Consider the following 25,609-nt stretch of genomic DNA (forward strand, 5'->3'; position numbering starts at 1 on the left):
CGAGGAAGCAACGATGCCGACTTCCGTCACATCGCCTCGTCCCAACGGCTGGTGGGCGGCACTACGCCCTTGGTGAACAGGAAGCAGCCATAAAGGCGCGCCTCGCCGGTCACGATGACGCAATAGGCGCGTCTTGCTTCCTCGTAGAAGGCGAAGCGCTCGATCGCGTACATCTTCGGCGCGTCGCCATCCGCCCGTGCGATTTCGGCCTGCACCTCCAGCTGGACATCCGGCAACTCCCCCGCCTTGGCTTCTGGCGCCATTCGAGCGGCGGAAGGCTGCAGCGGCGTATCGAGCGGCATGACGGAGAGGATGGCTCTGGCTGCGCGCGCAGCCGAAACATTGGCAATGTGCAACGGCAGGCCAAGCCGGGTGTTGCGGGCAATCGTGTCGGCCGGAAAGTTCGCGTCGACGAGCGCGATCCGGTCTCCGTGGCCCATGGAGCGAAGCGCGTGCAACACGTCCGCATTCAGTGCCGGGTCAACATTCATAAGCATCAGCCTATCCTTTCCTCAGCTTGTCTCTGCCCACGGAAATCCGGGCACGAAACTGCGATGCATGCGGGCCTTATCGCCCCAGCAGCGCGCATGAACGTTTCTCGTTGGTTGGGAGCGGGCGGCAAGCCGCCCCGATCAAATGCCCGTCAGCCGCTCGCGATATTTGTCGATGATCACGGCGAGGATGATGACGACGCCTGTTATCATCTGGCGCATGAAGTCGCTGAGCCCGAACAGGATGAGGCCGTTGGCCAGAACCCCGGTGATGCAGGCGCCGAGCAATGTGCCGATGACCGTGCCCCGGCCGCCGTTGAGACTGGTGCCGCCAATGATGACTGCCGCGATCGCATTGAGCTCGAAGCCGATGCCTATGATCGGGCTCGCGATGTTGAGGCGGGCCATGTAGACCATGGCGGCAATGCCGACGAGCGCGCCGGCGATGGTGAACGCCGCCACCTTGTAGAACATCAGCGAGTGGCCGGCGAGGCGCACGGCCTCCTCGTTGTTGCCGATGCCATAGAGCAGCCGGCCGAACACCGTCTTCGACAGCACGAACCAGGCGATCGCGACGAGCACCAGTGCGATCAGGAAGACCACGGGTATGCCGAGGATCATCTGCGAACCGAAGGCGTTGAAGCTCGGCGGGAAGGAATAGATCGTCCGCGCATCCGTCACCTGAAGTGCTGCGCCGCGCGCGATATTCAGCATGCCGAGCGTGACGATGAAGGAGGGCAGCCCCCAGAAGGCGCTGATCCAGCCATTGAGGAAGCCGCAGACCACGCCGGTGCCGACGGCCGCAAGGGTCGCAAGGGCTACTGCCTGAAACACAGAGAGATCGGGGATCGTCAGCACCGTGCCGCCGACGACGGCGCAGAAGGCGAGCATCGAGCCGACGGAAAGATCGATGCCGCCGATCAGGATGACGAAGGTCATGCCGACGGCGAGGATCAGGTTGATGGTGATCTGCGTCAGGATATTGGAGATGTTGTTGGGCGTCAGGAAATGCTCGGTGCTGACCGAGAAGAACACGATCAAAAGCAGCAGCGCCAGGCCGATACCGGCATCGCGCAGGAGCACCTTCGGCGACCAGCCCGTCAGCCGGCGCGTATCGGCGGTGTCGCTTGCTTGTGTCTTTTCGAGTGCTTGCATCTCAGTGCCTCGCCTGTTGCTGCTCGCCCTGGTAGGCATATTGCAGGATACGTTCTTCGGAGAATTCCGGCCGCGACAGTTCGCCGACGACGCGGTGCTGCGACATCACCAGGATGCGGTCCGACAGCGTCATCAGCTCCGGCAGTTCGGAGGAGACGACCAGCAACGCCAGGCCACGCTCGGCGAACTGGCGGATCAGCGCATAGATTTCAGCCTTCGCGCCGACGTCGACGCCGCGCGTCGGTTCGTCGAGCAAAAGCACTTTCGGATTGCGCGCCAGCCACTTGGCGAGCACCACCTTCTGCTGGTTGCCGCCGGAAAGGGTCGCGGCATTCCTGCCCGGCCCGCCATATTTCAGCTTGAGCTCGGCACCGAGCCGCTCCGTCACCGCGATCTCGGCCTTCCTGTCGAGGATGCCGGCGCGCGACACGTCCGAGAGAGACGCGAGCGTGACATTGGCGGCGATCGGCATGTTGAGGATCAACCCCTCTTCCTTCCTGTCCTCGGTGACGAAACCGATGCCGGCATTGATCGCCTCGCGCGGCGAGCGGAAGGAAACGGGCGCACCCTCAAGACGAAGCGCGCCGGAGAGCGGTGGCTCGGCAGCGGCGATCGCGCGCAAGAGCTCGGTGCGCCCCGAACCGACGAGACCGGCAATCCCGAGGATTTCGCCTTTGTGCAACTGAAGCGAGATGCCTTGGGCATGGGGCGATTGCGGATGGCGGAAGTTGACGAGCGACAGCGCTTCTTCGGGGCGCGCCAACGACACCATTTCGCTCGCCATCTGTTGTTGCAGCTTGCGGCCGACCATGGCGCGCACCAGTTCGTCCTGGTTGGTTTCGGCAATCGGCCGCGAGAACACCGTCTCGCCATTGCGCAGCACCGTCACTCGGTCGCAAATGCGGAAGACTTCGTCGAGGTGATGGGAAACGAAGATGATCGACACGCCGCGACTGCGAAGCTCGTTGATGATCTTGAACAGCCGCTCGGTCTCGCGCGACGTCAGCGTTGCCGTCGGTTCGTCCAGTATGAGGATGCGGCTTTCCGTCATCAGCGCTCTGGCAACTTCGACGAGCTGGCGATGGGCGATGCCGAGCCGCTCGACCGGCCAGCACACGTCGATGTCGCTGAGTCCGATGGCGTCGAGCGCGGCACGCGCGCCGGCATGCATCTCCTGCAGCCTGACAACGCCGAGTGCATTGCGCGGCAGATGTTCGATGAAGATGTTTTCCGCCACTGAGAGATAGGGCAGCAGGTTGAATTCCTGGTGCACGACCTGGAGGCCGTTGGCCTTGGCCTCGCGCGGCGTCGTCGGCGCGTAAGCGCGGCCGGACAGGTTGATCGCGCCCTCGTCCGGACGGACGATGCCGCAGAGCACCTTGATCAACGTGGACTTTCCGGCGCCGTTCTCGCCGATCAGGCCATGCACTTCGCCTGGCTCAATAGAAAGGCTGACGCCGTTCAGCGCCTTGGTGCCGCCGAAGGCCTTCCTGACATCGTGCAGCTCCAGAACGGGCCGCGTCGAAATGTCAGCCGCATCCGCGCGCACTGATTCCGTGTTCATCATAATCTAGCCCTTTGAAACGCAGCAATTCCGAACGGGAGCCAATCGCATCCCGCGTCCGCTGTTCCTGCCTAAGCCGCACCGGGCGACACCCGGTGCGGTAGAAGCAATCTCTGGGCTATTTCACGTCGTCCTTGGTCACGAGTTTGATGTCGGTCTTGACCCAGCCTTCAAGCTTGGGACCGCCGGCGACGACGGCGAGCGCCTTGTCGATCGCATTGGCCGCCATCTCCGAGCCGAACTGGTCGACGGTCGCGAGCAGCTTGCCGTCCTTCAGCATGGGCGCGACCGCTGGCACGTTGTCGAAGCCGACGACCTTGATGTCATTGCGGCCGACCGCATCGAGCGCCTTGACCACCCCGATCGCCATCGAATCGTTGGCCGCGAGCACACCCTGGATATCGGGATGCGCCGTCAGCATGGTGGAAAAGACGGCGTTCGCCTCTTCCGTTTCCCAATGAGCCGTGCGGGAATCGAGAAGATCGAGCTTGCCGGCGGCGACCGCGTCTTCAAAACCGAGCTTGCGCTGCGCCGCATTGTCGGCGCCCGGGTTGCCTTCGAGGATCACGACCTTGCCGCCGGCGCCAAGGTCCTTGGCGAGCGCATCGCCGACCATCTTGGCGCCGCCGCGGTTGTCAGGACCGACGAAGGCGAGGTCGACACCCGCATCCTTCTTCGCCTGCTCGTCGAGCGAGACGTCGAAGTTGACGACGACGATGCCGGCGTCCATCGCCTTCTTCAGCGGCGCGACCATGGCGCGGGAGTCGGCTGGTGCGATGACGATCGCGTCGACGCCTTGGGTGATGAAGTTTTCGACGCCGTTCAATTGGCTCTCGAAATCCGTCTCGTTCTGCATGCCGATGGCTTTGAGCTCGTAGTCGCCCCGCTTCTTTGCATGCGCCTCTGCGCCTTCGAGCATGTTCTTGAAGAAGTCGTTGGCAAGCGACTTCATGACGAGGCCAACGACGGGTTTGTCGGCGGCCATCGCGATCGTCGGGAGCGCAGTGGCAACAGTGAGCGCGACGATAGATGCGAATCTTGAAAGCTTCATGGGTTCTCCTCCGGTGAAACGACGGTCCTCCAACCATCGATGAAACGTTTCATCAAGTGAATGCGAATGAACCGCTTCTGCCGCCAAGAAAAGCGAAACATCTCTCTGCTGTCAATATGAAACGTTTCATCACGGTGAAATTTGTGCTGGAAGTCGCTATCTGTTGCCGGCATTCTCTGATTTAAAAGGAAGAAACCAGCCGCCACCCGATACCCCGGGGGCTTGCGATAACGCTTTGATCTGCTGCATGATTTCTAACCGCAGCGGACGCAGAAAATGGGACTGGAGCCGACCGTTTGAACCCGACGATAAAGGATGTTGCCCAGCGTGCCGGTGTCTCCGTGGGCACTGTTTCGCGCGTCCTCGCCAAGAACAAGACGGTCAGCGAAGACATCCGGAAGAAAGTGGAAGCAACGATTGAGGCAATCGGCTATCGCCCGAACATCCTCGGCCGCAGTCTCAGGCTCGCCAAAACCGACATCATCGGGCTCGTCGTGCCCGATATCACCAATCCCTTCTTCGCTGAGCTTGCCAAGCATGTCGAGATGCTTGCTTCGGCCGAGGGATATTCGGTCCTGCTCGCCAACACCCATGACGATCCGGAGGCCGAAAGGCAGCAGATCGAGACACTGCTCGGGCGCCTGCCCGCCGGTTTGATCCTCGTTCCCGTCAGCAACAGTCTCGTCGACGGACTTGTCGCCGGCACGCGGACGGTAACCGTCGACCGGCCCTTGAGCGGGCATGCACTCGTTGCCGTCGACAACAGGCAGGGCGGCTACCTCGCCGCCGATCATCTGCTCGCACTCGGGCATCGCCGGCTCGGCTACATCAGCGGACCGAGTTCGACCGAGGTGTCGGGCGAGCGCCGCGATGGCTTTAAGCAGCGGCTCGAGGAATTCCGCACGACCCATCCAGGCGAATACGTCGCACCGCAGGTCGTCGAAGGTCACTTCGACTACCGCTCGGGCGAAGAGATCGGTAAGCAGATGCTGACACAAGCGGCAGCAACGCGCCCGACGGCGATCGCGACTGCGAGCGATCAGCAGGCGATCGGTCTTCTGCGCGCCGCCGGCGACATGGGCGTGCGCGTGCCGACCGATCTTTCGATCGTCGGCTTCGACGACATCCCGCTTGCCTCGCTGGTGCTGCCGCGCCTGACGACGATCCGCCAGCCGATCGACGAGATCGCACGGCTGGCGCTGGACGGCGTGCTCGGCAGCCACGCGCTGCAGGAGGAATACAAGCTGCAGCCAGTCCTCATACGCCGCGGATCCTGCGCAGCGCCTGGGACGCCCTGACTGCGAGCCTGCCCAAGTGAGGCGCGAAAATTGCGCGCGATTTCCGCACCCGTCTCGCACCGGCTAACAGCCAAGCACCACCGCGCCTCCGGTGAGCCCGGCGCCCGCTGCCGTCAACAGCAGCTTCTCCCCGCGAGCGAACGGCCGATTTTTATGCGTCAGCGATAGTGACAGCGGGATCGTCGCGGCGGACGAGTTGCCGTAGTCCGCGATGGTCCGTACGGTTCTTGCAGGCTCGATGGCAAGGCGATCGCAGACGGCGTCAAAGATCCGGGCATTGGCCTGATGCGGCACGAAGCGGCTGATCTCTTGGGGATTGCAGCCGGCGGCATCCATTGCGCGGACGGCACAGGCTGTCATCATCTCCACCGCCTGGGCGAACATCTCCCGCCCGTCGCGCATCGTCATCAGGAAATCCTCGGGCTGCAGGCCCGGTGAGAACGGTTGGCTGCTGCCGCCGGCTGCGATTGAGATCAGGTCGTAGCGGCTGCCGTCGGCGGCAAGGTCAACGCCAAGCAAACCGGTCTGCGGATCATCGGAAGGAGCAACGACGACCGCACCCGCCGCGTCGGCAAAGAGAACGGTGCTTGCTCTTTCCGCCGGGTTGATGCGTCGGCTCAGAATGTTGGCCGCCACCACCAATACCGGTTTTCCCTGCGAACGGACAAAGCCGTCGGCAAGCGTCAAAGCATAGAGGAACCCCGAGCACGCACCGGCCAGATCGATCGCGCCGGAACGGGTGAGCCCGAGCCGGTGGGCGAGCAAAGGTGCGGAAGGCGGCAGGAGATGATCGGGCGTGGAGGTCGCCAACAGGGTCAGGGCGACATCGCCCCGCAGCATGCCGGCATCCTCGAGCGCCGCCGCGCCGGCGCTCGACGCAAGTCCCGTCAATGTCTCGCCATCCTCGACCCAACGCCGCTCGCGAATGCCGGTACGACGCTCGATCCAGCCGGGCTCGAGACCGAGCTTCGTTTCGATCTCGGCATTGGCAACGCGCCGTGCCGGCACGGCATGGCCGAAGCCGGCGAGCCGGGAGGACCGTGCGGCGCTCACAGCCGCCCTGCCGCGAAAAGCGATGCCGCCTCGTCGACCGCGCCATAGGCCCGGTCGAGCTCTTCAGCGGTCACGCAATAGGGTGGCATCAGATAGATGACATTGCCGAGCGGGCGGATCAGCAATCGCCGCTCGCGGAAGAAGGCCCTGAGCCGCGGGCCGATCTCGGAGAGATAGCCGCCGGCCGGAACCTTGAGATCAAGGGCAGCAATCGTTCCGAGCTGGCGGGTATCGCTGAAGCGGGGATCGTCGGCGAGGCGGGCGCCATGCCGACGCTGCTCCTCCGACAACGCGGCGATACGTTCCCGCACTGGCTCTCCCTTCCAGACGGCGAGATTGGCGAGCGCTGCCGCGCAGGCGATAGGATTGGCCGTATAGGAACTCGAATGAAAGAACGTCTTGCGTCGATCGGTCGAGAGATGCGCCTCGAAGATCTCGGCCGTGCAGAGTGTCGCCGCCAAGGGCAGCGCGCCACCGGTCAGTCCCTTCGACGTGCAGAGAATATCGGGCGTGATGCCGGCCTGATCACAGGCGAACAGGCTGCCCGTCCTTCCCCATCCGGTCATCACCTCGTCGGCGATCAACAGGCTGCCATGCCGTTCGGCAATCCGTTTCAACTCGGCAAGCACGGAAGCCGGGTAGGTTTTCATGCCGCCTGCACCGAGGAGCAGTGGTTCGATCAACAGGGCCGCGACCTCGCCGGTGGCACAGGCCGCCTCGAAGGCATCAAGCGTCGCCTGCTCTTGAGCCGGCTCCGGAAACGTCAGCCGATCGACGGCAAAGAGCAACGGTGCGTAAGGCGCATTGAAGACGCCCCTTTCTCCCGCGGACATCGTGCCGATCGTATCGCCATGATAGCCGTGTTCGAGCACACAGATGCGGTTCCGCGGCCGGCCGAGATTGTGGAAGAAACCAAGTGCCATCTTCAGCGCGACTTCGACCGCGGTCGAGCCGCTGTCGGAATAGAACACATGGGCGAGCCCGGGTGGCGCGATCTCGATCAGCCCGCGCGCCAGGTTCTCCGCCGGCGCATGCGTATATTCGGCGAAGATAAGCTGATCGTAGGTTTGCGAGGCGGCGCGGATCGCTTCCATGATGGCGGGATGCCGGTGGCCGTGGGTGATGACCCACCAGGACGAAATCGCATCGAGGATCGCCGCCCCGTTTTCGTCGATGAGATAGGCGCCCTCGGTCCGGACGACGCGTCGCATCGCCGGCTCCAATGCATGCTGGGTGAAGGGATACCAGACGGTGGAATTTCTCATGCCGGCACCTCCAGCAAATCGTCGACGTTGAAATTCTCGCGAAACGCCTGCCGCAGCCGTTCCGGCGTCAACGGGTCGAGCCGCGGCAGCCGCCCAAGCCGTCGAACCTCCCCCAGTTCCGCGATGATCGCTTCGCTATCCGCCTGCTCGTCGCCGATGAAGGCGACACCCAGGACCGGGATCGCACGGCGCCGGAGCGCATCGAGCGACAACAGCGTGTGATTGATCGTGCCGAGCCCCGTGCGGGCACAGAGAATGACCGGGATGTGCCAACGCGCGAACACATCGGCAAAGACGCTCCGCTCGGTGAGAGGCACCAGGAGCCCGCCTGCCCCCTCGATGACGAGCGGGCGGTCGACCTTGGGCGGCAAGAGATGTTCAGGTTGGATCGACTGACCATCGATCCGCGCCGACAGATGTGGCGAAGCCGGTGTCCGCAGCCGATAGGTCTCAGGCAGGATGCGGTCGGGCGGGATCCGACCGAGCCGCGCTACAGCCTCGCTGTCGGTCTCTTCATCGAGCCCCGACTGCACCGGTTTCCAGTAGCAACCGCAAAGCGCGTCGGTCAGCGCCGCGGAGAATATCGTCTTGCCGATCCCGGTATCCGTGCCGGTGACGACGAAACGGCGCATCATGACCGCTCCTCCGTCATTGCGACCTTCAAGCCCTGCAGCATGCGCGTGATCATCGGCCGGTCGACATTCAGCGTGATCGCGATCCGAAGCCGCGCCGTCCCCTCGGGAACGGTCGGTGGACGGATCGCCCTGAAATCGAAACCTTCGGCGCGCATTCGCGCGGCAATCCTCACGGCGCGACCGTTGTCGCCGATCAGGACGGGCTGGATCTGCGAGCCGCTGCCTTCGATGCCGAGGGTCTCGGCAAGCGCCCGATTGGCGAAGGTCCTGAGATCATCGAACGCTGCCCGGCGCTGAGGCTCATCCGCCAGTGTCACAAGAGCCTCGCGGACGGCGACAGCAATGAGCGGCGAAGGCGCCGTCGCATAGATGAAGTTGCGAGCACGGTTGACGAGATAGTCGCAAAGCACGGCGTTTGCGCCAACGAGGGCGCCGGAAACGCCGAGCGCCTTGCCGCAGGTATGCAGCACGACGAGATTTTCCCTGCCGTCCAATTCGGCCGTCAAACCGCGGCCATCTGGCCCGAAGACGCCGGTCGCATGCGCTTCGTCGACCACCAGAAATCCATCATGCCGATCGGCGAGCGCGGCGAGGTCTGCAAGCGGCGCCCGGTCGCCGTCCATCGAATAGAGGCTTTCGACGGCAATCCACGGATGTCCCATGCCGCCGCGCTTGCGCCACGCACCGATCGCATCGGCAAAGGCGTCAACGTCGCTATGCTTGACCGCGATCGCACCGGCCCTGCTTGCGGCGATACCCTCATGGGCACTCGCATGGATCAGGGCATCGTGGACGATAATATCGTCGCGCTGCGGCAGCGTCGAAAACAAGGCGGCATTGGCCGCATAGCCGCTGCCGAAGAACAGCGTTCGCTCCACGCCAAAGAAGGCGGCCGCCTCCGCCTCCAGCGCCTCGTGTTCCCTGTGGTTGCCGCGCAACAGTCTCGAACCGCCTGATCCAACCGGCAGGCCGCGGTCGATCGCCGCGATGATCGCCGCCTTGAGACGCGGCGAACCGGCAAGCGCCAGATAGTCGTTCGAGGTGAAGTCGACCCCACTGCCGGAGGCGAGTTCGCGGCGGCGCTCCTTGCGTTCAAGGCCGTGAAGCGTCTTCTCGTAGCGGTGGAGCAAGCCCGCGGTCATTCGGCCGCTTCCGGTTCTGCCGTAAGCGGCATCGGCTTCAGCCCGAGCCGGCGGAAGAGTGCCGCATCGTGATCCTCGCCGGGGTTGTCGGCGGTCAGCAGCGTTTCGCCGACGAAGATCGAATTGGCGCCGGCGAAGAAACAGAGCGCCTGCATCTCGTCGCTCATATCGGTGCGGCCGGCCGAAAGGCGGACATGCGACTGCGGCATCAGGATACGCGCCAGGGCGATGGTGCGAACGAAATCGATCGGATCGACCGGCGCCGCATCGGCAAGCTTCGAGCCCGGGATCGGAATCAGCATGTTGATCGGCACGCTTTCGGGGGGCACCGGCAGATTGGCAAGCGTCACCAGCATCGAGATCCGATCGTCAGCCGTCTCGCCCATGCCGAGGATGCCGCCGGCACAGACCTTGATGCCGGCGTCGCGGACGTTCGCCAACGTTTCCAGCCGGTCGGCAAAGCTGCGGGTGGTGATGATCTCGCCGTAGAAGCGCTCCGACGTATCGACATTGTGGTTGTAGTAATCGAGCCCGGCATCTGCGAGCCGCCCGGATTGTTCCGGCGTCAGCATGCCAAGCGTCATGCAGGTCTCCATGCCGAGCGACCGGACGCCGCGGACCATGGCGACGATCGCCTCCATGTCGCGCTCCTTCGGGCTGCGCCAGGCGGCGCCCATGCAATAGCGCGTCGCGCCGCCATCCCTCGCTTTGCGTGCCTCTGCAAGAACCTGTTCGACTTCCATCAGTTTCGACGCTTTCAGCCCCGTCGGGTAGTGTGCCGACTGGCTGCAATAGCCGCAGTCTTCGGCACAGCCGCCGGTCTTGATCGAGAGCAGGCGGCTCATCTGGATGGCATTGGGGTCGAACTGGGCGCGGTGAACGGACTGCGCACGATACAGAAGGTCGTTGAACGGCAAATTATAGATTTTTTGCGCGTCGCCCAGATTCCAACCGGTTTTGCCGGGCTTCGTAGCTCCGGAGGTCGGCTCAGTCGAACTGTTTGTGTCGAGCATGTTCGTTCACTTCCCCAGAATAGATAGAATCCATTATTATCTATAATTTTCACGGACACTGCATCGAGCAACCATCTAAAAGGAGACCTAATTGCAATGACTCAACCTTGTCGTGCTTTTTCGTGCCTCGACGGCTGCGGTCAGAAGGGCAAATACCGCGACTTTCCGCCTCGGCGGCATCAGCTGATGGCGATGACAGCAACGGCCAGATGCCCGGATTTTCGGGACCTTGCGCCTTGCACTAGCCGTAGATCTCTCGACCGATGCCCGCTACCGACACCAGCGAGCCTCAAGAACACATGTCCTTCCACTTTTTATAGATAATTTTTTGCGCACGAGGTACACACCGGCAGCCCTTGACAAAATCCGATCCAGCCGCTCAGTTTGAAGCATTCACCAGGGGTGTCCCGACAAGGGGCTGAGATTCTGCTAGGCGGTTTCCGCGGCGCAGTGACCCGTTGAACCTGATCCAGTTCATACTGGCGTAGGGACGGTGCAGACATCGCTGCCGCATTCGCGTTCGCGCGAGCAGATCTCGGCAAGGCGTCCTTCCCTCTCTTCCGGTCCGAGCTGGGTCTCCAACAATGGAGCCTCGGCAATGCGTATCTTCATCGCGATTCTGCTTCCTTCTGGCCGACGTTCGGCTCGCCGCAGCTGGGCGCATTGACCATGCGTGTCCTGATCAAAGGTGCCGGCGTCGGCGGGCTGACCTTGGCGCATGAGCTGGCGGGCCGCGGCGTCGAGGTGGCCGTTGCCGAGCGGCAGCCAGACTTCGGCGGGGCGGCCTCGTGGTTTGCCGGCGGCATGCTGGCGCCCTGGTGCGAACGCGAGAGCGCCGAGGAAACGGTGCTGACGCGCGGCATCGGCGCCATCGACTGGTGGGACCGCGCGCTTCCGGGCGAAGTGTCACGCAACGGCACCCTCGTCGTCGCTCCGCCGCGAGACGTCGGCGAACTCAAACGCTTCGCTTCGCGCACGTCCGGCTTCGAATGGCTCGGCGGAGAAGCGATCGCGAGGCTGGAGCCGGCGCTTGCCGGTCGCTTCCGAGAGGCGTTGTTCTTCCCCGGCGAGGCGCATCTCGACCCGCGCCGGGCGCTTGTCTTGCTGCGGCAAAAGCTCGTCGAGAACGGCGTCGCCTTCATCGGCGAGGCGGATAATAGCAGCGACAGCGATCTGATCGCCGACTGCAGCGGCGCTTCGCGGATCGGCGCCATCGCCGGCCTGCGCGGCGTGCGCGGCGAGATGCTCTATCTGCAGACGGGCGAAGTGGAATTGTCGCGGCCAGTCCGTCTCATCCACCCGCGCATCCCGCTCTACATCGTACCGCGCGGCAATGGTCTGTTCATGTGCGGAGCGACCATGATCGAAACCGACGACGGCGGTCCGATTGCCGCCCGTTCGCTGATGGAATTGCTGAACGCAGCCTATGCGCTTCACCCCGCCTTCGGCGAGGCGCGCCTTCTCGAAACCGGCACCGGCGTCCGGCCGGCCTTTGCCGACAATCTGCCGCGCGTCATGCGCGCCGGAAACACCATCACGCTCAACGGGCTCTATCGCCACGGCTTCCTGCTTTCACCGGCCCTGGCCGAGGAAGCGGCGAACCTTGCCCTTACCCGGAACCTGAAGGGAGACGCCGCATGAAATTGACCGTCAACGGCGAGGATCACGACCTCACAGTCACGACCCTTGCCGAACTCCTGGCCGCACTCGACTTCGAAGGGGATTGGCTTGCCACCGCCGTCAACGGCGAGCTGGTGCACCGAGCCGACCGCTCGGCCCATTCCCTCAGCGATCGCGACCGGATCGAAATTCTCTCGCCGATGAAAGGAGGCTGAGACATGCTGACGCTTTATGGACAGGAACTGCGTTCCCGCCTGCTTCTGGGCACCGCCCGCTACCCCTCGCCTGCCGCGCTCGAAGACGCGGTTCGTTCGTCGGCGACCGAGATTGTCACGGTTTCGCTGCGCCGCGAAACCGCCGGCGGCCGTCAGGGCGGCGCTTTCTTCGACCTGATCCGGTCGCTCGGCGTGCACGTGCTGCCCAACACCGCCGGCTGCCACTCGGTGGCGGAGGCGGTGCTGACCGCCAAGATGGCGCGCGAGGTCTTCGGCACCAACTGGATCAAGCTCGAAGTCATCGGCCATCAGGATACGCTTCAGCCCGATGTCTTCGGGCTGGTCGAAGCAGCACGCATCCTTTGCGCCGAAGGCTTCGAGGTCTTCCCCTACACGACCGACGACCTCGTGGTCGGCGAGCATCTCGTCGAGGCCGGATGCAAGGTGCTGATGCCCTGGTGCGCGCCGATCGGCAGCGCCATGGGGCCACAGAACATCCCGGCGCTGCGCGCCATGCGGGCCCATTTTCCGGATATGCCGCTGATCGTCGATGCCGGCATCGGCCGGCCCTCACACGCAACGACAGTGATGGAACTCGGCTTCGACGCGGTTCTGCTCAACACCGCCGTGGCCGGGGCAACGAAACCGGCCCTCATGGCCTCCGCCTTCGCCCGAGCAATCGACGCCGGACGCGATGCCTTCGAGGCGGGCATGCTCGAACCGCGCGATTTTGCCGTTCCCTCCACGCCCGTCATCGGAAAGGCGGTGTTCGCGTGAAACTCGACCCCTTCTACCTCATCGTCGATAGTGCCCAATGGATCGGGCGGCTGGTGCCGCTCGGCGTGAAACTGGTGCAGCTTCGCGTCAAGGACCGTCCGGAAGCAGAGCTTCGCGACGAGATCCGCGCGGCCAAGGCGATCTGTGACCATCATGGGTGCCAGCTCGTCGTCAACGACTACTGGGGCCTCGCGATCGAGGAAGGCTGCGATTTCGTCCATCTCGGCCAGGAGGATCTCGCGGATGCGGATCTTGCCGCAATCCGCGCTTCCGGCCTGAAGCTCGGCCTCAGCACCCACGACGAGAGGGAGCTGGAGACGGCGCTTGCCGCCAAGCCCGACTATGTCGCGCTCGGACCGATCTATCCGACGATCCTCAAGCAGATGAAATGGGATCCGCAGGGGCTGCCGCGCCTCTCCGCCTGGCGGGAGCGCGTCACGCCGCTGCCGCTCGTTGCGATCGGCGGCCTCAATATCGACCGGATTGCCGGCGTCTTCGAGCATGGCGCCGACAGCGCCGCGGTCGTCACCGATATCACGCTGAATGCCGATCCAGAGGGGCGGACGCGGGAGTGGATTGCACGCACGGCGCCGTGGCGCTGATCGAGGAAAACAGCGGGATCACCTGACGCCGTGGCTCTGCCTCAGGCAATCGCCAGTTCTGAAAGCCAGGCCGAACCCAGGCCGTGCTTGTCGCAATAGGCGGTAAGCCGGTCGCGCGTTTTGCCGGGCCGGTCGAGACCGAGAAAGCGGGAAGCGTTCCTCCAGAGGATATTCTGCTGGTGCTCGTCGCTGACGCTGGCGAGCGTCAGTTGCTCGACTATTCTCGAAACATAGGCGTTGTAGTCCTTCTCCAGCGCCATCATCGACCAGTCGGTGCCGAACATGAGATGGCGGGCGTCCGGGTCGTAATCATCAAGCCATTCGTCCAACAGCTGCCGGATCTTCGTGTGAAGATTCTTGTCGTCGCTGCTGACCAGTTCGCTGAGATAGCTCAGATCCGCAAACAGGTTCGGGCGACGCTCGTGATCGATCGTCCTGCCGATGATCTCTTCCCAGGTCGGCGGCCCGGAAAACTTGTCCTGGGCACAGGAGACCATCACGCCTGTCGGCGCCCCCGGGCGCAGGATTTCGTCGAAGGCGCCGAAATGCGCGAGATTGATCCGCAGCTTATCGTACTGGTTCGTGTCGAGCAGCTTCTTCCAATAGGCGGGGCTTGCAAGATTGCCGTAGCCGCAGCCGGCCCCGATGCTGTTTTCCGCATGGGCCATGATCGGCACATCGTTGTCGCGACACCAGGCGTAGAGCCGCTTCAGCGCGCCATCGATCGCCGGATCCGCATTGCCCCATGCCTTGAAGCCCATCGGCGGGTAGATTTTGACACCGATGAAGCCCTTTTCCATGATCGCGTACTGGACGTTTGCCAGCGATGAACCCGGCCTTTGCGCTTCCCGATGCGGATCGAAGCCGACGAAGCTGTGCATGCGGATGCCGTGCTTCCTGGTGACGATCTGCTGGACCTCGTCCATGACGTCGATCTGGTCGCGCTGTGGCGATGATGTCCCGTGAAGCGATTTATCGAAGTCCAGGATGCTCGGCGTGATCAGAGAGAGCCGACATTTGGAAGCGAAGATCTTGACATAGGCTTCCGCCAGGTTTTCCCGGTAGTCCTGCATCAGCCGGACGAAGGAAAGATAGGTTCCGATCTGGTCGTGCGCCTTTGCGGCGGTGGCGACGGTATCGACATCCGCTTCACTCACGCCGCCGCCCGAACGCCGCTGGAATGTCTGGGGCAGATCGGGAGTTCCGCCGAGCTGACGCAGCAAACCGTCATAGTCAGGGGATTCGCCAAGACTGCGCCTCGAAAACGTCGATCGTTGCTCGCCTGCGCGCGCGATCAGATCCCTTACCGCGACGCGCAATTGCTCGTCCTTGCGCCGCGCGAGCTCGGCGTCGGAAAGGCGCCGAGCGCCTTTTTTCAGAACAGCAAGTTCATGTTTGGCTTTGGGCGCGACATCGCCAAGCGCTGTCACGAGAAAGACCACCAGGGCATTTTCCAGCCCCTTCGCCTCCTCAGCGTTCGCGGAGAGCCTTTTCTCCGGCATCTTCTCCCGCAGCGCCACATAGCGAACCAGTCCATCCACCGGCACATCGGCCGCGTTGAAGAAATGGCAATGGACGTCGATGATCGGATGACTGAGACTGCAGGCGCCGGGCGAAGGCAGATGCCGGCACCCGGAAAGCACATTTGCAAGCACGCCCGCCGAAACCAGCCGCAAGACATCGCGGCGCGTCACGGCGGCGACCGGACCAGCCCAGTCGACCTCCATTGTCCCCTCCTGTTGCGAGACCCCCTCGAACAATCGGGCAAACATTACTCCGTCCGAAAGCCGCGCGAAACAGATATTTACTTGCCGTTACTGGGGTCCCGTAGATCAGCGTGAGTCGACTTTCAGTCAGACAGGAGGCGTGTTACTCTAAAATCTTGGGGAGAATTTTGCGTGGTTGGTGGCGCCGGCAAATATGAGTTCCAACGTTACCTGTCCGGAGCCCTGGTCCAATGGTCCTCCCCGGCAGCAACGGAATCGGCTGCCCCCGCTCGGGAAGACTTTCTCGGCTCGCTGCTTTTCGCCGACATCTCCGGCTTTACGCGTTTGACCGCCAAATGGTCCGAAAGCGACCGCGCTGCCGGCGCCGAACGCGTCAGCCTGCTTCTGAACGCCTTCATGGGCGAGCTCATCACCCATATCGAGGAGCATGGCGGCACGGTCTTGAGTTTCGCCGGCGACAGCCTGATTGCCGGCTGGCGGGCACCGTCCCCGGATGAGCTCGAACAGACGGCCTGGCGCAGCTGTTATTGCGCCGAACGTATCCGCGAGCAAATCGGCGGGCCGGGCAATCCCGAAGACGCGCTTCAACTGCGCATCGCCGTCGGTGCCGGCGCCATCACGCTGCTGCATCTGCTGCCGCGCGCGGACCAGCGTTGGCTGATCGTCGGAGGCGACTGCCTGGCCCAGGCCGATCATGGCGGCCAACTGAGCGACGCCGGAGAAATTCTCGTCTCCGATGCCGCGTGGCAGCTGATCGGCAGGCGCGCCAAGGGCGGGTTGAACCGGGAGGGGACCACACGCCTCGAAAGCATCGAGCCCTGCTCGACCACGAAGGAAGCGCCCCGCACTCAGCCGGGCTCCGCAACCGACCGGCTTGAAGCCTATCTACCGCTTTCGCTGCGCAGCCGCCTGCTCTCACCGCTTTCACAATGGCTCGCAGACCTCAGGATCGTGACCGCGCTTTTCGTGCATATCGTCGGGCGCGATCTCGATACGGATCTCGATCGGTTGAACAAGCTCGTAGCACGATCGATTGCCGTCGTCGGCCGCACCGGTGGAGAGATCCTGCACACAGCGCTCCATTCCGGCGGGCTCGAAGTCTTCGCCGTTTTCGGCCTGCCCGGCAAAAAACATGCCGACAATGCGCGCCGGGCGATCATCGCCGCCCTTCGCCTGTCGAACGAACTCGACGAGCCGGATCTCGGCCTGTCGGCCGGCATCTCGACCGGCGAGAGTTTCTGCGGCGCGCTCGGGACGATCCATCGTGCCGACTACACTGTCGTTGGAGCCGCCGTGAACATGGCCTCCCGGCTGGCGAGCGTTGCCGCAGGCCGCATTCTCGTCGACCAGGCAACGGCGAAGGAGACTGCCGGCCAGATTGCTTTTTCCGGTCCCTGGACACTTGCCGTGCCCGGCATGCGCGGCGGCGTGGTCGCCTTCGCGCCATTTGCCGAGACCGTCGCGACCATCGACACCAAGTCCCCCGTTCTCTTCAACCGGGCGGCCGAACTTGCAGCACTCAACGCGTATGTGGAGCGCGCAGGCAGAGGACAGGCCACCGGCGTGATGATCGTTAAGGGTGATTCCGGCGTCGGCAAATCGGCGCTGCTTCGTTCCTTCGTCGAAACCTGCCGTGACCGTGGAAGCCAGGTTCTGGTCGGCAATGCCGACGATATCGAAAGCGACGTGCCCTATTTTGCCTGGCGCGGAGTGATCCGCGACCTGCTTGGTATCGGCGACCTGCGCGGCGCCGAAGCCTCGGATCAGGTGATGCAGTTCTTCGCCCACCGACCGGAACTCGCACATCTGGCGCCGTTGCTGAACGATGCCATCAACCTCACCTTGACCGACACGGTCGAGACCCGGGCGATGTCAGGCGACGGGCGGTCGCACCGGCTGCGTGAATTGCTGCGCGATCTGATGACCGACAGCCTTTCCTGGGGGCGCGGCCTTGTAGTGCTTGAGGACGTCCACTGGCTGGACGAGGCATCCGGTCAGCTGCTCGGCCGATTGGTTTCCGGAACGGCGCCGATCCCGGTCGTTGTGTCAACCCGCACGGCCAGGACGCAACAGGACCTGACGCGGTGGACCGGACAACATTACAATGGTGCGCAGACACTTGATCTCTTGCCCCTCGATTTCGAGGGCACGATTTCACTGGTGCGCGCGTCGATCGGCAGCAACTCCCCGGCAGATGGCTTTTGCGAAGCGGTCTATGCACAGTCGGCGGGAAACCCGCTGCTCATACGCGAAATCTGCCGGATGATCGGCGAACGGCGATTGCCGAAGGCTGCGGAAACCCAGGTCCCCCTGTCGCTCGCCGAAGCCCGTTCGAACGAAGCGACCTTGCTCAATACGGCCAAGGTCACCGTGATCGCCCGAACCGACCAGCTCCCGGCTGAGCTCCAGGCTCTCCTGAAGATCGCAAGCGCCATGGGCGCGACCTTTTCCATCGCCGAACTCCAGGCGCTTTCACCGATCAGGAAGTCCGCCTTGGACATCGAGGCAAGCATCGAGCGGCTGCAGGCGGCCCATCTGATCAAACCCATGGACGACCGTCCGGGCCGTTTCACATTCAGCCACGCCGTCATCCGCCAGGCCATTTACGACAGCATGCTGTCGGAACAGCGCCGTGAGGCACATCGCGCCATCGCCCAGGCGATGGAAGAGAGCGGGCAGCCCGACAATGCGGAAAATCTGCCGCGCATATTGAGCCATTGGGAGCGCGCCGGCGATGCAGCGCAGGCATTCAACTACCTGGATCGTGTAGCCGAGCTGCGTCTGCGCCAGTTCGACAATGCCGCTGTCGTCGACCTGATCGAGCGCTTTTTCAAGACCGCGCGCGAGCTCTCGATCACGATCACGCCTGCCCGGCGGGCGGCCGCCTGTTTCCTGCTCGGGGAGGCCAGTCTCAATCTCGGCCGGGCCGAAGCTGCAAGGCATGCCTATGAGGAGGGCCTACGGCTTTCCGGCCTGCCGCTTCCGCGCACCTCGGCCGGCCTTGCGCTGCATCTCGTTCTCGATCTTGCCGAACAGGTGTGGCGTCGCGTGACCCATGGAGACAAGGACTGGATCCTGGAACGCGAGATCTCGCGGTCACCATCCGATCCTTTCCTTCTCGCGGCAAAGGCGCATGAGGACCTGACGCGGATCTACTACTTCACCAGCGAGAAGCTGCGGCTGATCCATGCGACGCTTCGGGCGACGAACCTCGCCGAAAGAAACAAATATGTCTCGCCGACGACCGCCACCAATTACGCGAGCCTCGGCGCCATATGCGGCGTGATCCCGCTTCACAAACAGGCCGAGCACTACAGCCGATTGGCCGCCGCCCTTTCGGAGCGCGTGGATCAACTGGGAACGCGCGTGCGCGTCGACCTTTTGTCGGGCATGTACCAAATCGGCATAGGCCATTGGCGCGAAGGCAAGCGGGCGTTCGAGGCCGGCCTCAACAACGCCTCGACCGTCGGCGATTTGAGACGTTGGTGCGAAGTGGCCGTTGGCCTCGAGACGATTTCCGGCCCCTGGCTGCTGACCTCCGCTTTCGAAGGCATTGCACCATGGGAAATCCTGGTTCAGCGCATCTGCGAAGAGGGCCGCAGGCGCGGCGACACCCAGGTGCTCGGCTGCGGCCTGCTCGGCCGCCTCAGGGGCCATGCGGCGCTTGGCCGATGGGCCGCCATCGACGCCGATCTCGATGAACTCAGGCAGATCATCACCGCAAAGGCCGACGGACTGGAACTCGTGCACTGCATCGAGGGTGCGTCTCTTCTCGCGGAAGCCGCCCGGCGGCAAGGTGATGGAGGCGAAGCAAAGGCGTGGTTCGAACGGGCATTCTCCTGGTGCCAGACGCTCAACCCGGCGATGAAGACGCGAACCCTGCCGGCGCTCGCCCGGCTGTTCGACGTCGCGAGCGACACGGAGGGCGGCGACCCGGCAGCGGCGCAGCTTGTCCTGCGAAAGCTCGAGCGGTTCGCACGCGTCTATCCGATCGGCCGCCCAACGGCAGCACTCGGCGAGGCGACCATTTACCTGCATCTCGGCCAGCAACGACGCGCCGAGCGGGTGGCGCGATACGCCTTCGCAGAGGCGATACAATTGGAGATGCCGGCCGTGGCGCTCGCCTCGTTGCGCCACCCGGCGGGGCCGAAGGATGCTGCGGCGTGGCAGGCCTTGGAGACAATGTTTGCCGTTCGGCAAAACACCTGGGGCGAGGTCCTCCAGCTCGATCAGGCCGCGTTTCCGCCCCATGTCCCGGTTGTTGCGTTTGAGGGAGGCCATGCGTGAACCAGTATCGAGTGCCTCGCGTCCTAATCGTGCTTGCGCATTTCGACGAGACCAGAAATCCGGAAGGTCGCCCCGACTTCATCCCGCAGGGAACCGGCCACCTGTTCCTGGCGGGCGCCTTTGCCCGCGATCGCGTGAGCCTTCGCGCCTACAGCGAATTTCACGACGGGCCGCTCGTCGACGAGGCGGCCTTCGCGGAACTGGACATGCTGGTGCTGACCGGGGTCACCGCCGCCTTCGACCGGATGCGCCATCTGACCGCCTATGCCCGCACGAAATCTCCAGGCTGCGTCATCGTCGCCGGCGGACCGGTCGTCCGCAATCTGCCGGTTTCGAGCGCCGAAACCTTCGACTACGCCTGCGAAGGTGACGTCGAGGAGATGCAGGCGGTTATCAAGGAGGTCTTTGGCGAATGGGCCGTCTCCGAGACGATCCTGCCGCGCTTCGACCTCGCCGGCTGGGGCGGCCCGGTCAGCTATGTCGAGACGAGCCGCTACTGCAATTTCAAGTGCAGCTTCTGTGCGCTCACCGCCGAAGGCCGGCGCTATCACAGCTACGACCTCGGCTATATCGAAGCGCAATTGCGCAATGTCCCGGCCAAGAAATACGTGCTGTTCATCGACAACAATTTCTACGGAAACAGCAAGGACGCCTTCCATGCCAAGCTCGACCTGATCCGCTCGCTTTGGAAAGAGGGACTGTTTCAGGGATGGATTGCGCTCGTCACCGGAGATTTCTTTCGCGATCCCGACAATCTCGAAGCGGTGCGCGCGGCCGGCTGTCTCGGCCTCTTCAGCGGCGTCGAGACGCTCAACGAAGCGCAGTTGAAGCGCTACCAGAAGAAACAGAACCTGGTGGTGCCGCAGTTGGAAGCCATTCAGACCTGCCTGAAGGCCGGTGTCGCCTTCCAGTACGGGCTGATGTTCGATCCGTCGTCGCAGACGATGCAGGCGATGCAGGACGAACTCGCCTTCATCACCGGCGAAAGCAGAATGCCATTGCCGGCCTTCCTGAGCCTGACGATCCCGCTGCTGGGCACACCCCTGTTTGACGAATGCGCCGCAGAGGGCCGCTTCCTTCCTTCTGCCAAACTGCGCGACATGGATGGGTTCACGCTGATGACCCATCCCCTCGACAACCTTGACGACGTCGCCTTGTTTGCCCGCAAGCTGTCGCGTCTCGACGGCAATCGGACCCAAATCCTGCGCCATTGCCTGGGCTTCTACCGCAATTACCGTCGCTCGCTTTCGGGCCGGCAGATGATCCATCTGCTGGCCAACAGCCTGCGCCTCGCCTTGCCCTCGGTCATGCATCGCCATGGTCTTCCGACGCGTTCGGGCAGCGACGGCAATCTCACCTATGTCACGACGACGCAGCCGCTTGGGCCGCTCTACACGCCGGCCTTTCGGGTCGGCGAAGGCTTCCGTGCGCATTTTGCGCCAACGATGATCACCGACGCCTCGGGCGCGCTTGACGAGACCATTGCCCGCAATCTCGAATATCGGACCGGCCAGCGACAACGAACGAGCCTCGGCGTTAAATAGCCCTGGTTGAGAGCGTCCCGGCGTCTGCGTCAATCTGCCCCGTAATTGCAACCTCCAGTGCGTGAAGTTGGGTCGGCTTGGTAAGATTGGATTCAAACTTTTTGGGTAAGCTTCCGTTAGCTATTTCACACCTGTCGGCCGGCGATCGCCGTCGACCTTGTTTTGCGTACGGGTGCCCATGCGTCTTTCAGCTGCGACCGCAATCATCTTTGCCGGCCTAGTTTCCGGCTGCTCTTCCAGTTCGAGCCTGGACACGATCGCACCGCGGCCCTCGCGCGAAACGACCAGCTCGGTCGTGCTTTCGGCCGCGCCGGTACCCGCCGCCAATGTCGGCGCAAGGGTGGCCGAGGTCACGCCGCCGCAGAACGTCCAATCCGCACCGCCGCAGGAAATGCTCGCCTGGGCCGGCCCGGTTCCCGAACCCGAAGCCTTCGCGCCCGCGGCCAATACCACGACGACCACGACGACCTTGGCCACGCCCGTTCCGGGCGCGCGTCCGGTCGCCTTCGTCGCGCCGGACAATCCGGTGACGCAGGCGATGCCGCAGGGCCGTTCGCGGGTCTACGGTCACCGTTTCCGCGACGCCAAGCCGATCAATTTCGGCCGCGCCAAAAATCCGCGCAAGATGGCCGTTCACGGCGTCGATGTCTCACGCTGGCAGGGCGAGATCGACTGGCCGAAGCTGCGCACTCAAGGGGCCAACTTCGCCTTCATCAAGGCGACCGACGGCGGCGACCATCTGGACCCGATGTTCAAGAAGAACTGGCGCGCCGCCAAGGCGGCCGGCATGCGCCGCGGTGCCTATCACTTCTTCTACTGGTGCCGCACCGCCGGCGAGCAGGCCGACTGGTTCATTCGCAACGTTCCGCGCGAGCCCGGCGCGCTGCCGCCCGTGATCGACGTCGAATACAACGGCGAATCGAGCTGCAAGCGCCGCCTGTCGCCCGAACGCGTGCGCGAAAAGATGCAGGTGTTCATGGACAAGCTCGAGGCGCATTACGGCCAGCGCCCGATCATCTACACCGCCCCGGACTTTTATGCCGACAACCTGCAGGGCGCGTTCCAGAAGTATCCGTTCTGGCTGCGCGCCGTGGCCCAGCATCCGTCCAAGGTCTACCCGAACCGCAAGTGGCTGTTCTGGCAGTATTCGGGCTCGGGCCTGTCGCACGGCGTCGACGGCAAGATCGACCTCAACGTCTTCCACGGCAGCGAGGCGGAGTGGCAAAACTGGCTGGAGGCGCGGGCGAGTTGAGGCTCGGTCACACTCTGCAGCGCCGCGCGTCATATCAGACGCGCAAGGTCGCCGTAGCACTTTGATTTGCTGCATGAGGTCACGATAGTCAGCCCCGGCAACTGCGACGTCAGCGCCTCTCCTCGCGCGTCAGGAAGAGGAGCGTGCCGCCAAGTTCGGAGATGACGATCTGCCTCACATCCCAGACGAGGATGGAGACCGGTCGCGTCAACCCACCGACAACCGTCTCGCGGCGGCCCGTCGCCTTGTCGAGCCGCAACAGCCGGCCGCTTCCTGACCGGAACCCTTGCTGCTGGTCGTATAGGCCGTGTTCGAGGATGAGCATCTGTCCTTCGTCGTCGAAGGCGATGGCGACCGGTGCGTTCAGGCCCTCAACGTCCGGCCGCACCTCCGTGCGATCGCCTTTCTCGGCCATCGAAACGACCTTTCCGGCAGCGGCGAGGAAGGGAAAGCCGCCGAACAGCGCGACATAGAGGCGCCCCTCGCGAAGCGCGATACCGGTCGGCACGGCGTCGACTTCGTAGCTGTCTTCACCCTTGAACTCCGTCGGCGAGAGCGTCTCCAACGCGGTCGCCTGTTGCTGCAGGCGGCGGAAGCTCATCATCGTCTGCTTGCGGCCATCGACCCCAAGACGCTCGACACTGTTGCGCGCGGAGTCGACGACGTAATAGGCATCCTCGACGGCGACAAGGTCGAACGGGTTCCAGAAATCGGCGCTGATAACATGGCGTCTGCCGGTACCGTCGATCGCGATGAGCGCATGGTCATAGGGTCCCTCATCGCCGTTTGCGGGCGTCCAGCCTTGGGCGACGATCAGTTTGTCACCGACGCGAAACACGCGATAGGGACCGGTCGGATCGCCGATCACATCGAGCCCATGGGGGAAGACAGGACCGAACGCATCGAAATCGCCGCCCGGCGTGCCGCGATAGAGCCGGCCACTGGCGAGATCGGTGACGAGCAGAGCCTCGCCATCGCGAGAAAGGCCGGCGAAGGCGGCGCCGGTTTTGCTGAAGCTTTCGAGCCGATAGCCTGGCGCGACCTTCGGCTCGGCAGCGGCACCTGCTGCCAGAAGCAAAAAGGCGACGAGGATCGTCATCTGCCGGAACGGACGCATCGGAAGCCGCCATTGGCCGAGAACCGGAAATCCGGATCATAGGCCAAACGATAGGTTGTGGTAAGATGCGCGGAATCGCTGTTCCAGGACCCGCCGCGCAGTACGCGATACGATCTGCCACCCATGGCTCCCTTGGGTTCATGGGGCACATAGAGATCGCTGGTCCATTCCCAGACATTGCCGATGAGATTGAGCACCCCCTCGCCGCTCGCGCCGGCGGCAAATGACATCGCCGGCGCGGTCATCGGATAGCCGTCGCTCGCATCGCCGGAGCAACAGATCGTCGTGCCGGCATTGACCCGCCGATAATCCGCCGGCGCCATGCCCCAAGGGAACGCCAGTCCCTCGGTTCCGCGCGCCGCTCTTTCATATTGCTGCTCCGACGGAAGGGTGAGGACGTAGTGACGGCAAAAGGCATCGGCGTCCGCCCAGCTTACGCCGACGACAGGATGATCGTCCAAACCGAGAAGCGGGTGACCGGCATAGAAGGCGGGGCGATGACCCGTCGCAGCCACGAAATCCTGATACTGACGATTGGTGATTTCGGTGCGGTTGATCGCAAACGCACCGCCTAGCAATTGCCGACGCGGACGTTCGTTGTCCGGGCCATTATCGCGACCGAAGACGAAGGTGCCGGCGGGAATATCGACGAGCGGATTGCCGGTGATCGGGCCGTCATCAGCGACGGCAGCCCCTGCCGCAAACGTGATCGCGACGACTGCGGCCGCCAACCGGAAATCAGAAGTCGACACGACGCTGAGACTCGCCATCGAAGAGAAACACCCGGTCGGCCACGACCTTGATGCCGATCGGCTGGTCGATCTGGCCGGCGAAATTCTTGTCTGCACGCAAGGTCAGCAATTGAGCACCGAGCCGCAGGCTGACCAGCGTGTTCTCGCCGGTGAGCTCGACCGAATAGATGGGCGCAACCAGATTGACATCGGCGTCTGCGGCGCTCGTTGCCTGGACATCTTCCGGGCGAACACCGAGGACGGCGCGGGGAACGGTCGCCTGGCCAAGCCCGCCGACCCTGAAGCCGGCGCTTGTGAACACTCCGTCGCGTGCCTCCCCCGGGATGAGGTTCATCGGCGGAGAGCCGATGAAGCCGGCGACGAACAGCGTGCGCGGATTGCTGTAGATTTCCCGCGGCGTTCCCAGTTGCTCGATCACACCCTTGTTCATGACCGCCACCCGATGCGCCAGCGTCATCGCCTCGATCTGGTCATGCGTGACGTAGATCGTCGTGACCTGCAACTCGTGCTGAAGATGTTTCAGCTCCGCGCGCATCTGGGTGCGCAGCTTGGCGTCGAGATTGGAGAGCGGCTCATCCATGAGAAAGACGCGCGGCGTGCGCACGATCGCACGGGCGAGCGCGACGCGCTGGCGCTGGCCGCCGGAGAGCTCCTTCGGCAGGCGGGAGAGCATGGTCTCGAGTTCCACCCGGCGTGCGACCTCGGCGATACGTTGCTTGCGTTCCTCCTCAGGCACTTTGCGGATCCTGAGCGGGTAGCCGATATTCTCCTCGACGGTTAAATGCGGATAGAGCGCATAGGACTGGAAGACCATCGCCACGTCGCGGTATTTCGGCAGCACGCCATTGATGCGTACCGCATCGATGAAGATGTCACCCGATGTCGCCTCCTCGAGACCGGCAACCATGCGCATCGTCGTGGTCTTGCCGCAGCCGGAAGGCCCGAGCAGGACCAGGAACTCCTTGTCCCGAACCTCCAGATTGAAGTCGGCCACCGCGACGAATTCGCCGAACTTCTTGGAGACGTTGTTGAACGTGACGGACGCCATC

Annotated in this window: 21 protein-coding genes and 1 riboswitch; of the genes, 8 read left to right on the top strand and 13 right to left on the bottom strand. The window is 63.6% G+C overall.

What is annotated here, in order from left to right:
* Nucleotides 1-26: 26 nt before the first annotated feature.
* From ASE60_RS17870 to ASE60_RS17885, 4 genes are all read right to left on the bottom strand, one after another.
* Complete coding sequence (locus tag ASE60_RS17870; protein WP_057251880.1) at nt 27-497, bottom strand: RbsD/FucU domain-containing protein; 471 nt, start codon at nt 495-497, stop codon at nt 27-29.
* Nucleotides 498-632: 135 nt separating this feature from the next.
* On the bottom strand, nt 633-1,646 hold the full coding sequence (locus ASE60_RS17875) for an ABC transporter permease (protein ID WP_057251881.1): 1,014 nt from the start codon (nt 1,644-1,646) through the stop codon (nt 633-635).
* 1 nt (nt 1,647) lies between these two features.
* The gene (locus tag ASE60_RS17880) at nt 1,648-3,210 is read right to left on the bottom strand and encodes a sugar ABC transporter ATP-binding protein (protein WP_057252110.1); all 1,563 of its coding nucleotides are present in this window, start codon (nt 3,208-3,210) and stop codon (nt 1,648-1,650) included.
* Between the two features lie 118 nt (nt 3,211-3,328).
* Nucleotides 3,329-4,261, bottom strand: coding sequence for a sugar ABC transporter substrate-binding protein (locus tag ASE60_RS17885; protein ID WP_057251882.1), 933 nt, complete (start codon nt 4,259-4,261; stop codon nt 3,329-3,331).
* 296 nt (nt 4,262-4,557) lie between these two features.
* Between ASE60_RS17885 and ASE60_RS17890 the strand changes: the two genes are divergently transcribed.
* Nucleotides 4,558-5,559 (top strand): LacI family DNA-binding transcriptional regulator, encoded by a 1,002-nt coding sequence (locus ASE60_RS17890; protein ID WP_057251883.1) that lies wholly within the window; start codon nt 4,558-4,560, stop codon nt 5,557-5,559.
* Nucleotides 5,560-5,622: 63 nt separating this feature from the next.
* On the opposite strand, the gene ASE60_RS17895 is transcribed toward ASE60_RS17890, so the two are convergent.
* The 5 genes from ASE60_RS17895 to bioB are packed head-to-tail and all read right to left on the bottom strand — an operon-like array spanning nt 5,623 to nt 10,667.
* Nucleotides 5,623-6,612 (bottom strand): beta-ketoacyl-ACP synthase III, encoded by a 990-nt coding sequence (locus ASE60_RS17895; RefSeq protein ID WP_057251884.1) that lies wholly within the window; start codon nt 6,610-6,612, stop codon nt 5,623-5,625.
* Nucleotides 6,609-7,877: an adenosylmethionine--8-amino-7-oxononanoate transaminase gene (locus ASE60_RS17900; RefSeq protein ID WP_057251885.1), complete on the bottom strand. Its 1,269-nt coding sequence runs from the start codon at nt 7,875-7,877 to the stop codon at nt 6,609-6,611. The genes ASE60_RS17895 and ASE60_RS17900 overlap by 4 nt, the downstream gene beginning before the upstream one ends.
* Complete coding sequence (bioD, locus tag ASE60_RS17905) at nt 7,874-8,512, bottom strand: dethiobiotin synthase (RefSeq protein ID WP_057251886.1); 639 nt, start codon at nt 8,510-8,512, stop codon at nt 7,874-7,876. The genes ASE60_RS17900 and bioD overlap by 4 nt, the downstream gene beginning before the upstream one ends.
* Nucleotides 8,509-9,654: an 8-amino-7-oxononanoate synthase gene (locus tag ASE60_RS17910; protein ID WP_057251887.1), complete on the bottom strand. Its 1,146-nt coding sequence runs from the start codon at nt 9,652-9,654 to the stop codon at nt 8,509-8,511. The genes bioD and ASE60_RS17910 overlap by 4 nt, the downstream gene beginning before the upstream one ends.
* The gene (gene bioB / locus ASE60_RS17915; protein WP_057251888.1) at nt 9,651-10,667 is read right to left on the bottom strand and encodes a biotin synthase BioB; all 1,017 of its coding nucleotides are present in this window, start codon (nt 10,665-10,667) and stop codon (nt 9,651-9,653) included. Before bioB ends, ASE60_RS17910 begins: the two co-directional genes overlap by 4 nt.
* A 388-nt stretch (nt 10,668-11,055) precedes the next feature.
* Nucleotides 11,056-11,176, top strand: a riboswitch (TPP riboswitch).
* 160 nt (nt 11,177-11,336) lie between these two features.
* Between bioB and thiO the strand changes: the two genes are divergently transcribed.
* The 4 genes from thiO to ASE60_RS17935 are packed head-to-tail and all read left to right on the top strand — an operon-like array spanning nt 11,337 to nt 13,881.
* Entirely contained in the window at nt 11,337-12,308 is a 972-nt protein-coding gene (thiO, locus tag ASE60_RS17920; protein WP_057251889.1) for a glycine oxidase ThiO, read from the top strand.
* On the top strand, nt 12,305-12,502 hold the full coding sequence (gene thiS / locus ASE60_RS17925) for a sulfur carrier protein ThiS (protein WP_057251890.1): 198 nt from the start codon (nt 12,305-12,307) through the stop codon (nt 12,500-12,502). The genes thiO and thiS overlap by 4 nt, the downstream gene beginning before the upstream one ends.
* Nucleotides 12,503-12,505: 3 nt before the next feature.
* Nucleotides 12,506-13,279: a thiazole synthase gene (locus ASE60_RS17930; protein ID WP_057251891.1), complete on the top strand. Its 774-nt coding sequence runs from the start codon at nt 12,506-12,508 to the stop codon at nt 13,277-13,279.
* Entirely contained in the window at nt 13,276-13,881 is a 606-nt protein-coding gene (locus tag ASE60_RS17935) for a thiamine phosphate synthase (RefSeq protein WP_057251892.1), read from the top strand. The genes ASE60_RS17930 and ASE60_RS17935 overlap by 4 nt, the downstream gene beginning before the upstream one ends.
* Before the next feature lie 41 nt (nt 13,882-13,922).
* On the opposite strand, the gene ASE60_RS17940 is transcribed toward ASE60_RS17935, so the two are convergent.
* Entirely contained in the window at nt 13,923-15,608 is a 1,686-nt protein-coding gene (locus ASE60_RS17940; protein ID WP_057251893.1) for an amidohydrolase family protein, read from the bottom strand.
* Between the two features lie 171 nt (nt 15,609-15,779).
* Between ASE60_RS17940 and ASE60_RS17945 the strand changes: the two genes are divergently transcribed.
* The 3 genes from ASE60_RS17945 (at nt 15,780) to ASE60_RS17955 (ending at nt 22,691) form a co-directional block, all read left to right on the top strand.
* Nucleotides 15,780-19,895 carry an adenylate/guanylate cyclase domain-containing protein gene (locus tag ASE60_RS17945; protein ID WP_057251894.1) on the top strand — a complete coding sequence of 1,372 codons (4,116 nt, stop codon included), beginning with the start codon at nt 15,780-15,782 and terminating at the stop codon, nt 19,893-19,895.
* Entirely contained in the window at nt 19,892-21,439 is a 1,548-nt protein-coding gene (locus ASE60_RS17950) for a radical SAM protein (protein ID WP_057251895.1), read from the top strand. The genes ASE60_RS17945 and ASE60_RS17950 overlap by 4 nt, the downstream gene beginning before the upstream one ends.
* Nucleotides 21,440-21,617: 178 nt before the next feature.
* A complete protein-coding gene (locus ASE60_RS17955; protein WP_057251896.1) occupies nt 21,618-22,691 on the top strand; it encodes a GH25 family lysozyme in 1,074 nt (357 codons plus the stop codon).
* A 109-nt stretch (nt 22,692-22,800) separates the two neighbouring features.
* On the opposite strand, the gene ASE60_RS17960 is transcribed toward ASE60_RS17955, so the two are convergent.
* Genes ASE60_RS17960 through ugpC form a run of 3 tightly spaced genes read right to left on the bottom strand, consistent with a single transcriptional unit; the run spans nt 22,801 to nt 25,608 of the window.
* On the bottom strand, nt 22,801-23,808 hold the full coding sequence (locus ASE60_RS17960) for a ScyD/ScyE family protein (protein WP_057251897.1): 1,008 nt from the start codon (nt 23,806-23,808) through the stop codon (nt 22,801-22,803).
* A complete protein-coding gene (locus ASE60_RS17965; protein WP_244495653.1) occupies nt 23,787-24,560 on the bottom strand; it encodes an SUMF1/EgtB/PvdO family nonheme iron enzyme in 774 nt (257 codons plus the stop codon). The genes ASE60_RS17960 and ASE60_RS17965 overlap by 22 nt, the downstream gene beginning before the upstream one ends.
* Nucleotides 24,547-25,608 (bottom strand): sn-glycerol-3-phosphate ABC transporter ATP-binding protein UgpC, encoded by a 1,062-nt coding sequence (gene ugpC, locus ASE60_RS17970; protein WP_057251898.1) that lies wholly within the window; start codon nt 25,606-25,608, stop codon nt 24,547-24,549. Before ugpC ends, ASE60_RS17965 begins: the two co-directional genes overlap by 14 nt.
* Nucleotide 25,609: the final 1 nt, after the last annotated feature.

It is taken from the genome of Ensifer sp. Root278 (genome assembly GCF_001429285.1).
Classification (GTDB): domain Bacteria; phylum Pseudomonadota; class Alphaproteobacteria; order Rhizobiales; family Rhizobiaceae; genus Ensifer.